The organism is Neorickettsia sp. 179522, assembly GCF_001593535.1.
GTDB classification, from domain to species: domain Bacteria; phylum Pseudomonadota; class Alphaproteobacteria; order Rickettsiales; family Anaplasmataceae; genus Neorickettsia; species Neorickettsia findlayensis.
In genome coordinates, this window is record NZ_LNGI01000001.1 from 551,642 (window position 1) to 567,998 (window position 16,357).

Below are 16,357 nucleotides of genomic sequence, written 5' to 3' on the forward strand. Positions count from 1 at the left end.
CTGCACGAGAACAAAAATTTAACAAACACCCTCATCTCAGCAACAGCGTACAAAATCCCACTAAAAATTACAATTCTCGCAAACAAACGGTTTGATAACTTGAAAGCGCAAAGTCAAACCAAGCATTGGATGTGATAATGAAACAACATCATGCCACTCCCCAAACATGTCAAATACCCAGATCTGGCAGTGTAGACGTGGCAAGAGTGAGCGATACAGAGCATAACTGGGAAGGCAATACACCACCTCGATGGCTGCCCGGACTACTGCGAGAGCTACTTGCACCACCTTGGGCGCTACCCACACCACCCTTAGAGGTGTCTACTCCACTTCGAGAGCTACCTGCACCACCTTGGGAGCTACCCACAGCACCATTAGAGTTGCCTACTCCACTCCGAGAACCAGCGTCGCCTTTAGCCCCAGAACGAACTGATGAAGAAGGTGAATCATCTCCCTCCTCTAAATTCCTAGCACGATCAAAACACGTAAATACCATAACTGCTAGTATTGCGCAAAGAATTCCAGAAAGAATACAAGCTCTCTCTACGCTCAGCACATCATCAGCACTAGGCATGACTGCTGTACTTTGTGGAACTAACCTAAGGAACGCTATAATAATCGCCACATAAAATGCAAACCCCGGTACAAGAACATAGAAAACACAACGAACAAGACTCGGCGATTTTGACTGCCTAGAATTATCATTACTTCGCCTACAAGTTTGATTAAAAGCGGCTGCAAAACTGACTACCGCAGCACAAAGCATAATCATTGAGAGCACTCCACCAAAGTTGAAGTCCTTAAAACCAGGGATTCCAACACATGCAAAAGCACCCAAAACTATTCCTAAAACGACAAAGAAACGGAAGAGATGGTTGGCGTCAAACAGCGAGGATAATGCTTTTGCAGCATCACCAGCCTCACTGGCCACACCAACAACATTACGCACACTATTGGCTGCTGCGTTAAAGTGGTTTTCCTTGATCGCGCTTACTTCATACCTAAAATTGAGCACTTGTACACGCGCACTAGACACCGCAGCAGAAACATCTGTACTTGTGCTATTAGGATTTTCTAGTACACCAACTAGTGAATAAACAGCACTTAAACTATTGACAGGCTGATCAATACTCTCAGGTAAACCACCAAATAGACCCTCAAAAGCTGCCCCAAGCACAGCTTCTGCAATAATCCGTGTGCTACCACCCCTGGCTGCACCGCGACTCTCTGCTCTACTCCGAACGCAGGAGTCAGCCACAACTGGATTAGCTGCAGCAGACGCAATATGAAGACGCGTTGAAGCAGCACACCTTTGTATCGCACCAAGCACTTCTTTAAGTGCCGCAGCGCTTCTTGCAGGTCTTCCACTTGATTCCCCTAGTGCAAAATATAGCCTACTAGAATGATCAAGCAGATCCTCCATAAACGCGCTCGTACCCAGCATGTCATGTGCAACACCCAACATGCACTCAGCGCCAGCAACCGTTCTACGCACCCCACCGGTAATGTCCTGGACATCTTGAGCAACTCTCATTACCGTGTTCTGCTGAGCCAGCGCTCTTCCTATGCACGCTTGAACACGTGCTCTGGTTTGCGGATTGGATATCCCATCTGCAGCGTGACTTGCACCTTGCAAATTACCTGTACTACATACATCTAATACACGTTCAACTACACCAGCATCATCGCATGCCTCATTTGCAAGACCCTTCAAAAAGTAGATATCCTCAACTGAAAGCCCTACTCCTGCTAGTGCAGCAACAGAAGCAACAATATTACCTACGCCGGTAGCGGCAGAGCCAACTTCTCCAACAATATCATTTAGCTGGCCCTGCCGATGCTGCATCCTTTGTACGCACTGTTGAACAAGTGCTCTGGCTTGCGGATTGGATATCCCATCTGCAGCTTCACTTGCACCTCGCAAATCACCCGAATCACATGCTTCCAATACACGTTCAATGCAAGTACCATCACCTGGACAGTGTCGCTTAAGCTCCTCTAGCGTTCGCTTGTCCTCAGGTGAAAGCGCGAGTCCAAACACACTAATAAGAAGCTGAGCTAATTCATTAGATCTCGTCGAAACACCGACACACTCACGGCCCACAGCTCTTACGGCAGCAGAACTCTCTCTGAAGATGGGATAACTGTGAAGTGCACATAGATACCTATGAAGCTTAGCAACAACAATCTCAAGCTTTGCTGATTTGCTTGTACCAATAGCTAATACGTTAACAAGTAGCGAAGATAAATAATCGTGCAAAGTACAAGCCAGACTAACCCTACCACTAGCAGAACCTGGAGTACCTAAATAAGGCTCCAGCATACGCCTGGCTGCACAAAGTTCATCCTTAGCAACAATATTGCCAGCCCTATCGCTGCCGACAGCCGCTGCAGCCCGACTTAGCGCTGCAGATACCCCCTCAACAACCTCGCGAGACAAACCCGCCCTTTCGCTAGCCGATGCTAGGAGCGCCGCTGCTAACCCCGGGGAACCCAAAGACCGAAGGATGTCCCGAATCTCCCCAACAAAACCACCGAACACTGATCTCTCCTTACAAACAATAAAACCTATATGCGGGAAACAAAAATATTCATTCAGCTAAACTAGCCGCTATACGTCACTCAATCTATTGCAACCATAACAAGAAACCCGCCCAGAATCACATACAGATTCGCCATCTAGAGACAAAGACCCAACACTACCGGTAAGAGACGCCAAGTCACATCCAGCAGTAAAGGTTTTATCTTCCTTTTTAGGAGAAAAATAAGAACGGACAAGCGCTGCCTATTCGACCTAACATACCACAAGGCCTTCTCACGCCGAGAGACTGCACTCACAAAACTATATACCTAAATTGTCAGATAGCAACCATATTAATTATGGCAAAGATGACGCTAGTCTAGCAATATATCTACACTACACAATGTAAAGAATATCATTATTTCAAAAACCAGGACAGACTAAGCAAGCCCCCTGACAAGTCTGGGCTTTATTTGGTTAAATTCACCTAAACCTAGAAAACCGCACGGATCTCATTATAACATTAAACAATTAATAAATCACCAGGACCTCAATATAATCGGTTATTTGAGCTTAGAGAGAAGCTCGAGAAAAGAGTTTTCATCTAAATTCTCAAAATAGTCGTCGTTAATTTGTACGACTGGGGCATTAACACAGGCACCGAGACACTCTACTTCATCTAAAGAAAATTTGTTGTCTTCGGTTGTATGACCTACTTTGATCCCTAATTCTCGTTTTGCAGCTTCGGTTAAACAATCCGAACCTTTCAACCAACATGGCGTAGTCCTGCAGACCCGTATGGTATGCTTCCCGACTGGGGCAGTATTGAACATACTGTAGAAAGATGCCACTTCATATACTTTAATAGCTGGCAGTCCAAGCAGTTGCGCAACGTGATCCATTGCAGCGATAGGAATCCAGTTTTCATGCTGTTTTTGCACAAGGTGTAGCAACGGAAGGACAGCACTCCTCTTACACGATGCAGGATATTTAGCAAGGATTCTAGTTACCTCTTGTGAATTCTCCTCACTAAACCAAAATTTGTCCGGCTGAATTGATGTGTGAGCAATACGTTTTTTCATGAAAAGCAAAACTAAAAAAACCTGCAAGCAAGTATGACAAAGAAATTGATAACTGAAGCAAGGCAGATCCAGAAAAACACCTCATACCGTAAGGCAGCAATTGCACGATACTTACCCCTCTTATTGTCCTCGAAGGACTCTTTTAAAACAACCGCTATCTTATGGAGTTTCTCCCTAATTACAACTGTTGGGCACATCCTGTCTTTATACCACTTCCTTATCATTGGCTCTATTACTCGCCATACGTTTATTTCTGGATCAAGTTCCGCACAATTTGCCTCGAGAAAAATTAAATTCTTTTGCATTAGAATGAGGTTCGGGTTGATCTTAATCCGAAAATCCCTAGAGAGCCTTAAGAAATCACCAAGAAGACGGGATAGGGAGATCTCCTTCAACGGCTTATCTACTATTGGCTCTGCGAGAGCACGACACGCAGAAGCAAAATCTGTTCGGGATCTTTCCACGTATCCAGACGAATAGTGTAATTCTGCCACACGGTCATAGTCTCTTTCTAAGAATCCTTTAATCAGTTCCAAGATATAAACTTTTGTCTGTTCATCAATCCTTCCAATTATTCCAAAGTCCACTAATCCAACTTTGTGCCCAGAAACGAGAAATATATTTCCCCGATGCATATCACCGTGGAAGAAACCATTTACATAAACCTGGACGAAAAATGTCTCAATAAGTCTTCGTGCAAACTGTGGATCACGTAGCTTACAGTGCGTAAGTGGTATGCCATCAAGCCAAGACATGGTAAGAATTTCATTGGTTGTCAGACCCCAATAAACTTCGGGTATCACAACTGTTTTGTTTGTAAGAAGTTTATCCTTCATCTCCGACAATGCAGCTGCCTCCATTTTGAGGTCCAGCTCATTTTTTGTGGAAGCGGAAAACCTCTTCAAAATTGGGATAAGGTTGAAACGTTTCGGGAGAAAAAATGAGAAAGTATACACAATCGAAAACGCGATTTTGATGTCGCGCCTAAAAACCTTTTTTACTCCTGGTTTCAGAATCTTTACAGCCACAACTTCACCTGATAGCGTGATTGCCTTGTGCACTTGCGCAATCGATGCGGACGCAATTGGCTTTTCATCCATCCACTTGAAGAGCTCATTTACTCTTTTCGAGAATTCTTTCTCTATAGATGCTTTTATTTCTGTGTAGGGAATTGGTCTCACGTTATCACACAGCTTCCTCAATTCAGTAGATAAATCAGAGCAGATAAAATCGCCCATACTGGAAAAAAACTGCCCAAATTTGATAAATGCTGGACCCATCTTCTCCACTTCAGACACAAGAACAGAATAATTTTTCCTGTATAAGAGCTCGAAATACGCGTAGAAGATAAAGTACGTTATTCTCAATATCCTAAAGAACAAATACATGCACAAACAATTTTTCTACTAAGTACAAGACCAAAAGGAAGTAAGTGCAATTGCAAGCAACTTAGGGGTTAAAAACAGACCGCTAACCCAACCCTCAGCACTAAATAATACCAGACACAATTCCCAATCCAAAAAGGGTGGAAAGCAGGTAAAAAATACATATACCAGGAAGTCTCTAAGATTGAAACATCATTGCTCTTATCATTTGAGACTTAGATACTTTCGATGTAACATTCCCTTGTTCCACATAGTTCCGCAGCAATGAAAAAAGCGCCTTGCGTATTATTCTTCCTCTTCGTGCCCTTTCTAACTTTAGCTGACGGTACCCCAACTAAGGTACAAACTTTTGAGCGCTGGACTTTCTACAACCAAGTTGAGGATGGAAAAACCATCTGTTTTATTGCTTCCGAACCATTCTTCATTGCAGGACACCAAACCGATCATGGGGATTCGTATCTCTGGGTAAAACATATTACTGCAAACATCGACGAAGTCAGTATTACTTCTGGTTATGAATATGGACACAGCCCATTACCTCAGCTCGCAACTTACAGAAAAAGAGATGAATTTTTGAAGCACAAACAGGCAATGATAGACAGCGCAAGAACGGGTAATTGCAACAAAGGAAAACCATCTGACTTATATATCTTCGATCTGATCGAAGGTGAAAGAGCCTGGTTTAAGAAAGTCGAAAACGATGAAAATGCCGTGCGCTCGATGAATGGAGATCTTTACGCAGTCGTGATAGCAAAGTCGGTCCAAAATGGTTGTTCGCTTAGCTTTTATTCACTGCGAGGCTTCGCAAAAGCATATTCAGAAATGAAAAAAAACTGCAGCTAGAATCCTTTTTCTACACCCACACTGCTTGTACTACAAAGAGATGCTGGCAGTGCGTCCTGAGGCCACATGGAAGATGATCATATCGATGTTTTGTACATTCCCCGCAGCAGCATCCTTCTGTGGTTGTACGTTGCTACAGGTGACAAAGGAATTTCAGTTATTTTTCTTTGCGAGAGAAACGATCCTAAAAAAGAAAAAGATTTATTAATTGTAAAATCCTTAACGCACAACTCAAAATTTCCTGAAGTTGCGCCTCGACATTCCCATTTCCTCTTGATTTCTTTGGGTTTATGTCATAATCTGCAGTTTTGATTGTTTCGAGAGCTTTTGATGACCAAAGAAGTAGTGAAAAATGTTGACTTGATCAACGTTGTTGCTGAAGGTGCTTCGATTTCTAAAGGCCATGCCAAGCGTGCTATAAACGCGTTGTATGAGTACATATATGAGTCGCTCAAAAACAAGAAGTCTGTGAGAATCCCGAAAGTTGGAACTCTCTCAGTGGTTAAGAAAAAGGCCACAACTTACTGTGATCCTAAGACCAAGCAAATGGTAAGACAGGCTGAAACTGAAAGGGTAAAATTCACTATAAGCAGTGTTGTGAAAGGTGATCTTAGGTCGGGAAGTTAATTTTAGCGATTTTGCGTCGAGGTGGTGTTTTGTCTGATTTATGGCTGGTCACTCTCAGTATGCCAACATAAAGCATAGGAAAAATGCTCAAGATGCAAAGCGTGCGAGAAAATTCACCAAATTGAGAAGGGAGATTCTCGTCGCAGCGCGTTCTGGCCTTCCGGATCCTGAGTTTAACCCTCGTTTGAGGTCTGCTCTTGCGAATGCACGGCGTTGTGGTCTTCCTAAGGACAAAATTGAGTCTGCGATCAAGAGTTCAGCTGACAAAACAGAAGGGGATTATCAGGAGGTGTGCTATATGGCCGCTGGGTCTGGTGCTGTGTGGCCTAGTGGTTTTGCCGTCGTAGTCACTGCGTTGACAGATAATAAAAACAGAACTGCGTCGAATATCAAGCATATCTTTTCTAAATCTGGTTTGGTCTTAGCCGACGTTTCCTTCATGTTTGAAAATTTTGGAGTTTTTTCGTACCCGAAATCTACAGATCTCGACACACTAATGGAAGTCGCTCTTGAAGCTGGCGCGTTAGATGTTAAAACTGGAAAGAATTACTTTGATATCTGTTGTAGCAAGGAGAATTTTGCCGCAATTTCAGCAGAACTGAGAGAAAAGCTCGGAGAGTACGAGCACTCAGGACTGGTGTGGATTGCAAAAACACACCAAGAAGCATCCCAAGAGGTGCATACCCGACTAGAAAAATTACTGGAGACTCTCGAGGAAGACGACGACGTCCAGTGTGTTTATACGTCCATACTTACCGAGTAGGAATCGGGGAAATAGGCAATCTCAACCACAAGCAAAGAGGAGAGAACCCACTCTTAGTGAGGCACCAACAAGAAGAAATCAAGGAGTTGAATAGACTGTACAAACTGGACGATGCCAAACGCATAAACAGGAGGGATATAGAATATCCCTCCCTACAAGCAATTAAAAACCGCCCATTCCACCCATGCCACCACCAGGCATCATTGAAGAAGAACCGTTATCTTTAGTTGGTAGATCAACTATCAGAGCTTCAGTAGTCACTAGAACACTAGCAACAGAAACAGCACTCTCCAAGGCGACACGCACTACCTTAGCTGGATCTATAATGCCCGCTTTGAAAGCATCTACATACTTGAGCTCGCGTGCATCGAAGATCTTATTAGGATCCTTTGATTCCAAAAGATTATAGGTGATCACAGAGGCATCTTCACCGGCATTTTCAACAATCTGAGAGATAGGTGCCTTGAGCGCAGCCTTCACAATGTTAATACCAGCTTGTTCATCATCATCATCAGAAGAGAGCTTCTCCAGAACAGCGATTGCACTGAGCAATGTAGCACCACCACCAGGAACGATACCTTCCTCAACTGCAGCACGTGTAGCATGTAGAGCATCTTCCACACGATCTTTACGTTCTTTAACCTCAACTTCTGTAGCACCACCGACTTTGAGAACAGCAACACCTCCAGCAAGTTTAGCAAGTCTTTCTTGAAGCTTCTCCTTGTCGTAATCGGAAGTAGTCTTTTCTATCTGCGTCTTGATCTGCTTAACCCGCGCTTCGATAGCTGCTTTTTCACCTCCACCGTCCACTATAGTCGTGGAATCCTTAGATATGATAATGCTCTTTGCAGTACCGAGATCTTCTACTGTAAGGCTCTCCACAGTTACGCCCAAATCATCACTTACTAACGTTCTAGCACCAGTAAGTATTCTAATGTCTTCGAGCATTTCGGATCTACGATCACCGAAGCCTGGAGCTTTAACAGCACAAGCCTTTAAACTACCTCTCATCTTACTAAGAACAAGAGAAGTAAGAGCTTCCCCTTCAACGTCCTCAGCAATTATGACGACCGCTCTATTCGAACGAACAATTGTTTCCAAGAGAGAAACCATTGGTTGTATGCTAGAAAGCTTTTTATTCGCAAGAAGAACATAAGGATTGTCAAATTCGACAATCATTTTCTCCGGATTTGTTATAAAGTAAGGGGAAACGTATCCTCTATCGAAGACCATACCTTGGACAACAGAGACAGAAAACTCATCTAGTCCTTTGCCTTCTTCGACAGTAATAACACCTTCTTTACCAACTTTATTCATAGCTTCAGCAATCTTATTGCCGATTTCACTATTGCCGTTAGCAGAAATTGAACCAACTTGTGCTATTTCCTCTTCTGAATTTATCTTCTTGGCAACTGATTGAATATACTTAACAACCTCGTCGCGTGCGCGTTTCATACCGGATTTAAGCTTCATCCGGGACCTTTGAGCAGCGATGTGTTTATGGGCATTTTTGATCATGTTGCCTACCAAGATAGTAGCAGTGGTAGTTCCATCTCCGGCCTTTTCATTTGCCTGCGAGGTAGCTTGATTTAACAACTCGACTATTTTTGCAACCTTCTCGTCTTCTGGTTTAAGCTGATTGATTACTTTATAACCATCCTTAGTTACTTCCGGGCCACCATAAGACTTACTCATTATTACTGGTCTACCTTCAGGCCCAAGTGTGACACCAGCACTGGACACAACTAAGTCAGCTGCATCACGAATAACTTTTTGCAATTGTTCACCACTTATTACTTCGTTTGCCATTATTTACCCTCCTTAATAGCAATAATATCAGTTTCTTTCATCACCACGTATTCAACACCGTCATGCTCCACTTCGCTGCCCGCCCATTTCCTATAAAGGACAACATCTCCCTCTTTGACACACATAGGATCAAGAGTGCCGTTCGAATTCTTTGCACCGGCTCCGACAGCCACGACAAGACCCATTGTTGGTTTCTTCTTTGCTGAATCAGGAATATATATTCCACCAGCACCATCCTTCTCTTCATGAGGCCTAATAAGGACCTGATCATGTAACATCTTTAATCCAACTTTCATAAGTATCTTCTCTCCTATTAATCTCGATTAACTATTCTAATGACCTACAGAATCAAATATCGTAATCGCTGTGATATTTTTCAAGACCTACGTTACATGCACAGATGACTTTGCCAAGTTTCTATTCTCAGTAAATGAGTTATTTAGCTATAAACAAACGTGTTTTTTCATTTGAGCAAATAAGATTGATAACCCTGCTACAAGAAAGGTGAATCTTCTCTCAGAGAAAAGCTTATATTGTGTCTCTAATTTTGGCAGCGCAAGTAACATTAAATTCGCCCTATCCCGATAGGAAAAATTTTTCACTGCCTGATCAATAATCTCTAGGTCATAGAATTGCTTTTTGCGTAAGTTCTGAATAATTTCATTTTTTGGAATACCACGTACGGCACTTGCAACAACATCAAGAACCGCATCACAGTACTTCATCAAACTGCGAATTATTAACATCCCTTCAGTTTCCGAGAACCGAGCTATACTATCATAAAAGTCATGCACCTCTAGTGCAAAAATACTACGACAAAACTTATTCACCGAAGGCGACGTAGGCTCACATAGAGTAAGCACATCATCCACAGTGATATTACGCGAACCAAAGTAGTGCTTGAACTTTAACATTTCCGCATCTATTGCAAAAACACTCCTCTTTAGGTGTTGAACAAAAACCTTGACCGCCTCTCCAGAGAAATTCAAACAATATTTGCTCGAATAATATGTAACCAACTCTCCTAGTGTTGCATCTGAAAATGATATCTTTACCAAATCGTCCCTTTGTGGACAAATCTTGAAGCCGTCTCGAGAATATAAACAAAGATAATTTTCTATCTTTCCTATCTTTGATAGAGGAAGTCTCGGATCATCATAGGTGAAAAATATCCTTCCAAAACAAGAGGGAGAGTGTAACTTCTCCAACAAAAGTGCATGTGGACAGTCCTTGCCATAAACACGTTCTACCAGTAACTGCCCGCTCTTCTTGAAGATTTCCTGTATTTCCTTGACATAGGCCAAATAAATCAACTCGAGCTGACCCTCAAAAAGGAAAATCCGCTTTGAAGCCAAATCACTAGATAGGAAAGTGGTTATACCACACATCACAAAAGGTCTTTTACGAGATCCGAATTCACCTTTACCTTGAACTGCTTCATCGCAGCTTGGCTTAATTCACTGAGGATCGAAAAGCCAATCTCTTCACGCAGTTTAGCCTCAATTTCGGCAACTTTTGACTCATCTAGCTCAGGATTTCTATTACCCAGAACCTTGCCAAAGAAAAATTCCTCATCCGATTCAAAAACTTTTGTTGTGCCTCCAGAATCAGCCTGAAATACTTCTGCTACGAATTCATCAGGGTAGTGATAACTTAGCTTTTTGCGCTTCGCGACCTCTGGTCGGTATAGTAGCACTTTTTCTGTTCTTTCTCCGCTTTCCCGGCGTTTTTGTAAAAGTTCAAGTGCAACCTGCATTTGCCTTTTTTTAGACAATGCCTTCATCACTTTGCCTCTAACTTTATTGAAAGGTTGCTTAGCCACTGGTTCAATAGAAGTAACACGAAACAGTATAAACTCATTTCTACTAGTTACAGTCTCGCCTACATTCCCTTCGTCACTTGCAAAAACTTGCTCTAATAACTCCTCACTGACCTCAACTTTCCTTCCTTCTTTATCCAAGAAAAGTCGACACACAGGGGGAAGGTAATCTATTTCACCCCCATATTTCTCCACTATTGCTTTCCAATCTTCACCTGAATGAACCTCACTTCTTATTTCATCGATTATTTGGTTTAGTTTACTCAAACGCATGAACTTTCGGAGCTCATCGAAATTTTTTTCCTTCTCCACAGGAGAAACCGAAACTATTTTCACGACTGTATAAACGTAGAACTTGCCCATATACTTCGCAATGAACCACTTATTCCCGTCCCATTTAATATTCTTCGGTAGAAAAGCTGGTAAATCTGCCTTGACCACACCTTCGATATGCGTTAGGTCGTTTGCATAAAACTCCGGATTTGCAGCAACGGATTTTTTCATGCGCTCTGCTTCATCACGTGAATCGAGCTCCAAGTAATTAACATAATATCTTTTACCCAGTTGCAAATCATCAAAACTTTTCTGCACATCTTCATCTGCTATCTCGACCAACTCGGGCTTTACAGTATCCTCTGAAATAAGAACATACTCGGCAGCTCTGTACTCATCACTGAAAAACTTGTCCTTATTTTCTTCATAAAAAGATACGAGCTCACTCTCAGTTGCTACAGGAGGAGCAGGCAACTCATTTTTGTTAACTTTCGTAACGCTGACCTCCCTCAATCCATATTCAAAATTGTAAAAAAGTTCGGCTAACTTCCGGTACTCACCTTGAATGTGAAAAAACGGCCCAAAAACAAAATCCTTGCCTATCTCACGCTTCACTTTCCTTATATATTCTCTCTCCGTAAGATCGTTACGATCAAGAAAATCATCAAGTTTAGCACGATCAAATTTTCCATTTTCATTAAAAGCAGGATTTTTCTTGATCTTTTCAATTGCGATTGAAGTATCAATGTAGAGACCCATCTGCTTAAAAAGTTGTTCTATAACCTTATCTTGGATCAGGGTTGTGAGAACAATTCTACCAACTCCAATATCCTTAAGCTGCTTATCTGTGAGACCAAAGCCAAACATACTTTGGAAATACCGCTCGTGCTTCTTGTACTCAGAAACAAAATCGTCAACCGAGATTTTCTCCGCTCCAACCGAAACTACTACGTCAGACCTGCTGCTCATGACAGACGCGTTTATTGCAGTAACCAACAGTGCTAGAATCAAAAGTATGAGGATTAGCCATTTCGGAGAAAAAAACTTCTTTATTCGCATAGTCAATGAAGGTCGAAACAAGCTGGACTGAGGACCCAAAGACCCTCGTCCAAATAATACGTAATAATGGCGGAGAAGCAAGATTTGTTGGTGGATGCGTAAGAGACCAGCTCTTAGGAAGAAAAATTAGCGATATTGATCTAGCTACAACTCTAAAACCAGAAGAAACAATTAGAGCACTCAAAACAAACGGATTAGTAACAATTCCCACTGGGCTTAAGCACGGGACCCTGACCGTTCTGATCAATTCAAGACCGATTGAGATAACAACGCTAAGACAGGATCTACACTGCGATGGACGTCACGCGACAGTTTCATTCACAGATAACTGGAAAAGGGACGCCCAAAGACGTGATTTCACGTTCAACGCAATGTACATGGACATTGAAGGTAATATCCATGATTATTTTTCCGGGTTAGAAGATTTACGGAACAGACGATTAAAATTCGTTGGAGAACCTCATCAACGCATCAAAGAAGATTATCTACGCATACTGAGGGCATTTCGTTTCCAAGCATCCATTTGTGAGACACCGCTATCAGAAGAAATTCTTCATGCTTGTACAAAGCATAGAAAAAACATTTCTTCACTTTCGGGTGAGAGAATCCAAGGAGAAATGTTTAAGCTACTTTCCTATACGGACTTTCTTAGCACAGTTTTCATAATGCAGGAAGCAAAAATAATAGACGAAGTTCTCAGTGCAAAAGTGTCCTTCTCAAGATTAGATTATGAAAAAAGTCGGCTGATACAGGATCATATCGCGGCTTTAGCTCTACTCGTAAGGAATACAGAGAGTCGCTACGATCTACAATGGCTGTACTCTCGATGGAAGATCTCAAAAAAGGTATATCAGGCTATTTCAATTCTTTTAGAAGAAAAAGAAATGCACTGCCCAAAAAAGACCCTGGCAAAACTTGGTAATGAACTCACAAGAAAATTAATTAAAATTCTGCACACGGAAAATAAACTGACCAGCACGCAACATAATGATTTCATGTCGGTCGTAAATAATTCTGAAACTCCAATTTTCCCGATAATGGGTAGGGATCTTATACCACTGGGTTATACCGGACCCGAGATAGGAAAAAAATTGAAGCAATTAGAATACCTATGGAGAGAGAGTAGTTGCACTCTTTCTAAAGACGAGCTCATTTTAATGGCAATCAAGGAACAAGCAAACTAATCCCGTCTCTTAAGATAACAAACTGAAAAATCTTACCTACCCTTAAGATGAAAAAGAGCGAAACCCAGCGAGTTTACCACACTAAAACGCCAATTGCGGTAAAATGCACAAGCGTTCCCCCACTCGACTAGAGATACGTTTACTCGACACAGGATGAAAGATCCAAGAACACTTTCCTATGTGTTTATAAACAAGAAACGAGATATAACCTCCGATAGAACCAATATCTGCAATCATGAACTCACCTACCCCGCTCACTTTCCTTAGATTTCCTATCAACAAAAGGTGTGAATCCAGCACTGACGTTACTCCCAACACTGAGATTTGAGGCTTTCTCAGTAAAGATACCAAGACTATTATTAACATTGGCTAAGGTAAGCAATCCCTGAGACTTATTTGGAACTCTTGTTGCAAGTCGTCCGAAATTTTCCCCCCTAACCAGATTAATAATGGATTCAAATTGAGTAGCAATAAATGATCGAATTTTACTGACAGAAAGACTTGCATCACCAGAGATTCCTTGAGCATTCAATCTCAATAAAACGGCTTCACTAACAACACCGGCCCTAACAAGATCTTTAAGTGAAACTTGCCCCTCCCTCCCGTATATCTTGGCGCTTCGGGCATTTGACTCTATACTTTCACCAGCCCTACGTCTTGGATCCATCCTCGCTGCAATCATGCAAATGAGCAATTTCTTTAAAATTTCCTTTGCATCTTGCTTCTGCTTTCTTTCAGATAGCTTTGCAAACAAATCGGTTCCAAGTTCTTCTTCAAGTTTATCTTCTCCTTCCCGTTCTTCTTTCTTTTCCTCTTCTTGTTCCTTTTCTCTAATTTCAAGCTTGTCCCTCTCTCTTGTATCTGAAGAATTTAGATTCTCGACGATATACTGGACATCTTCTTCAAATAATTCTTTTCCAATTGGCAGAATCCTTTCCTTACCAACAAGCATGACTATCTCCTCGATAGTACATAGGGGAAGACCAGATATTTTGGCAATCTTCTTTTGTTGTTTGTAAAAGTATTTGTAGAGTTCTTGATAGTACCTAGAATTTGCACCATCGAAACTTGCTAGCGCTTCTCTGATAGAACGCTTTATCTCCTCGACAATTTCTTCAGCTACTTTCTTTTCCACAAAAACGAGAAACTGATCTACAATATATATGGTAAAAGAAGTAAAAAAAATTGCAATACCCACGCGACAGTACTAAACCTGCTACGCAGAAGGAACCTAAAGTAGAGCACGACGACAGTGCTTCACAAACCGCCTTAGAAAGAACACATATACCCCAACGAAGCCGGAGGCAGACTTACTGGAAAGGCTGCATTACAAGAGCAAATAAGTGATCACAGACAAACGAAGGAACCCAATAACACAAGAAAAACACCACCCACAAAGCAGAGGTAAACCGAGCTATCGTCTGACTAATCAAAAGAGAATGCTAGTACCTTTCTCTTTCAGATAAGCAATTAAAAGATCTATGCTAGTAAGACAAAGATCATGCTTCTTTGCAAACTCGCTTAAGTAGGGCAATCTCGCTGCATCACCGGCCTCATCAAGTATTTCGCATATCATAGATTCTGGCTTAAAACCAGCTAAACGAGCAAAAGTCGCAGCACCCTCGGTGTGCCCAGAGCGAACCGCCAACCCCCTTTCTTCTATCATCAAGGGAAAAACATGCCCAGGCGAAACAAAATGATCCTTCCCAACATCATCATCTACCAATAGACGCATGGTATGCACACGATCACGAACGGATATTCCCGTGCTCACACCTTCTTTCGCTTCGATGGTAGTGACAAATCTAGCAACATTGGATGAGTCACACGAACCAGACCGCTTAATGAGCTCCAACTCGAGTTTTTCGCATAAACTTTTGGTCACACAGACACACGGAAGACCCCGACAGTGTGTAACGACAAAATTCATGATCTCGCTTGTGAGTATTTGAACCGGTACTACTATATCACCCTCATTCTCTCTATCGCCGGAGTCAACAAGAATAAAAGGCCTATTTCTTTCTCTAAGTTGGCGTATTACCTCTTCTATTGTGGAAAACATTTATATAGCAAGCTAGGCAATGTATAGGGTAAAGCATGTTCCTATAAAAATCCAATGTCTAGGCCCAATGCAATACAAAAATAGTATACCTCTATACAAGTACAGTATTTACCATAGCATTCTCACAATTCACACGATAACCTCCTCCATGGTTGTTCTAAGGCCGTATTATCGGTGCATTTTCGGTATTTCGCTCTCTTAAAGTGGCCTTCAATCGATGCTACACTGCTAGCCCATATCAAAGAAAGGTCTCAGTGAGGATGGCAAAAAAAATCAAACACTTTCTTTATGTACTTTTATCAATAGTGTGCAGACTTGGATTGGTTTTCTTAATGGTTTGCAGCTTAAAAAGTGGTCAGGACACACCTTCTTTTACCACTGCAGCAGAGTTAGATAGCAGCAAATTTGTATTTTTTGGTCGGTCAGCAGCAACCTATCTAATGACTCTAATTGGAGTTGGATTCTACCCACTCTGTACACTATTTGTATGCAGTTTCATTCTTTCCAGAGAAAAAGTCATTCTTTTAGGAGTGTTCATTCTTACATTGATCACGTTATTATCAAAGGTCCCACCTTCCGATGAATGGCTATTTGGCTCATATGGGGGAATCGTAGGTTCGTTACTCGCGGGTTATTTCAACCACCCACATGCATCATACTTCTTGATAGCACTGATAATCATCCTGAACCTATGGATCTTCAATCTTCTCACGATAAGGAAAGTAAAAAAAGTTGCAAGAAAAGCATTCCGCATTGTAAAAGTACTTGCCTCTTTACCGTTGTTGCTGCTGAAGAAGAAATTAAAATTCAAGTCACACAACAATAAGAGCAACACTGTTGAACGAAAGGTCCATATATACAACGAGACGCGGGAAGAAGATTTTCCGGTCAAATACACATACAACCTCATCAAAGAGAAGGAACCACATG

General features: G+C 41.9%; 13 protein-coding genes. 4 read left to right on the plus strand and 9 right to left on the minus strand.

Features of this window, described 5'->3' with window-relative positions; genetic code table 11:
• Positions 1-169: 169 nt before the first annotated feature.
• From AS219_RS02575 to AS219_RS02585, 3 genes are all read right to left on the minus strand, one after another.
• On the minus strand, positions 170-2,497 hold the full coding sequence (locus tag AS219_RS02575) for a hypothetical protein (protein ID WP_231861843.1): 2,328 nt from the start codon (positions 2,495-2,497) through the stop codon (positions 170-172).
• A 587-nt stretch (positions 2,498-3,084) separates the two neighbouring features.
• Positions 3,085-3,603, minus strand: a complete 519-nt coding sequence (gene nuoE / locus AS219_RS02580; protein WP_067980515.1) for an NADH-quinone oxidoreductase subunit NuoE — start codon at positions 3,601-3,603, stop codon at positions 3,085-3,087.
• Between the two features lie 11 nt (positions 3,604-3,614).
• A complete protein-coding gene (locus AS219_RS02585) occupies positions 3,615-4,991 on the minus strand; it encodes an ABC1 kinase family protein (protein WP_067979714.1) in 1,377 nt (458 codons plus the stop codon).
• A gap of 261 nt (positions 4,992-5,252) precedes the next feature.
• On the opposite strand from AS219_RS02585, the gene AS219_RS02590 reads away from it, so the two are divergent.
• The 3 genes from AS219_RS02590 to AS219_RS02605 all read left to right on the plus strand — a co-directional run bounded on the left by AS219_RS02590 (position 5,253) and on the right by AS219_RS02605 (position 7,221).
• Entirely contained in the window at positions 5,253-5,831 is a 579-nt protein-coding gene (locus AS219_RS02590; protein ID WP_067979717.1) for a hypothetical protein, read from the plus strand.
• A gap of 330 nt (positions 5,832-6,161) precedes the next feature.
• On the plus strand, positions 6,162-6,458 hold the full coding sequence (locus tag AS219_RS02600; protein ID WP_067979722.1) for an HU family DNA-binding protein: 297 nt from the start codon (positions 6,162-6,164) through the stop codon (positions 6,456-6,458).
• A gap of 40 nt (positions 6,459-6,498) precedes the next feature.
• Positions 6,499-7,221 (plus strand): YebC/PmpR family DNA-binding transcriptional regulator, encoded by a 723-nt coding sequence (locus AS219_RS02605; RefSeq protein ID WP_067979725.1) that lies wholly within the window; start codon positions 6,499-6,501, stop codon positions 7,219-7,221.
• Between the two features lie 162 nt (positions 7,222-7,383).
• Here AS219_RS02605 and groL read toward each other — a convergent pair whose 3' ends face one another.
• The 4 genes from groL to AS219_RS02625 form a co-directional block, all read right to left on the minus strand.
• Positions 7,384-9,030 (minus strand): chaperonin GroEL, encoded by a 1,647-nt coding sequence (gene groL / locus AS219_RS02610; RefSeq protein WP_067979729.1) that lies wholly within the window; start codon positions 9,028-9,030, stop codon positions 7,384-7,386.
• The gene (locus AS219_RS02615; protein WP_015816477.1) at positions 9,030-9,326 is read right to left on the minus strand and encodes a co-chaperone GroES; all 297 of its coding nucleotides are present in this window, start codon (positions 9,324-9,326) and stop codon (positions 9,030-9,032) included. Before AS219_RS02615 ends, groL begins: the two co-directional genes overlap by 1 nt.
• Positions 9,327-9,473: 147 nt before the next feature.
• Positions 9,474-10,385 carry a hypothetical protein gene (locus tag AS219_RS02620; RefSeq protein ID WP_231861844.1) on the minus strand — a complete coding sequence of 304 codons (912 nt, stop codon included), beginning with the start codon at positions 10,383-10,385 and terminating at the stop codon, positions 9,474-9,476.
• Positions 10,386-10,417: 32 nt separating this feature from the next.
• A complete protein-coding gene (locus AS219_RS02625; RefSeq protein WP_231861845.1) occupies positions 10,418-12,181 on the minus strand; it encodes a SurA N-terminal domain-containing protein in 1,764 nt (587 codons plus the stop codon).
• A 5-nt stretch (positions 12,182-12,186) separates the two neighbouring features.
• Between AS219_RS02625 and AS219_RS02630 the strand changes: the two genes are divergently transcribed.
• Positions 12,187-13,365: a CCA tRNA nucleotidyltransferase gene (locus AS219_RS02630; protein WP_067980521.1), complete on the plus strand. Its 1,179-nt coding sequence runs from the start codon at positions 12,187-12,189 to the stop codon at positions 13,363-13,365.
• 241 nt (positions 13,366-13,606) lie between these two features.
• Here AS219_RS02630 and AS219_RS02635 read toward each other — a convergent pair whose 3' ends face one another.
• Both AS219_RS02635 and AS219_RS02640 read right to left on the minus strand, forming a co-directional pair.
• Positions 13,607-14,500 carry a hypothetical protein gene (locus tag AS219_RS02635; protein ID WP_067980524.1) on the minus strand — a complete coding sequence of 298 codons (894 nt, stop codon included), beginning with the start codon at positions 14,498-14,500 and terminating at the stop codon, positions 13,607-13,609.
• A 294-nt stretch (positions 14,501-14,794) separates the two neighbouring features.
• Complete coding sequence (locus AS219_RS02640; RefSeq protein ID WP_067979735.1) at positions 14,795-15,427, minus strand: 3,4-dihydroxy-2-butanone-4-phosphate synthase; 633 nt, start codon at positions 15,425-15,427, stop codon at positions 14,795-14,797.
• Positions 15,428-16,357: the final 930 nt, after the last annotated feature.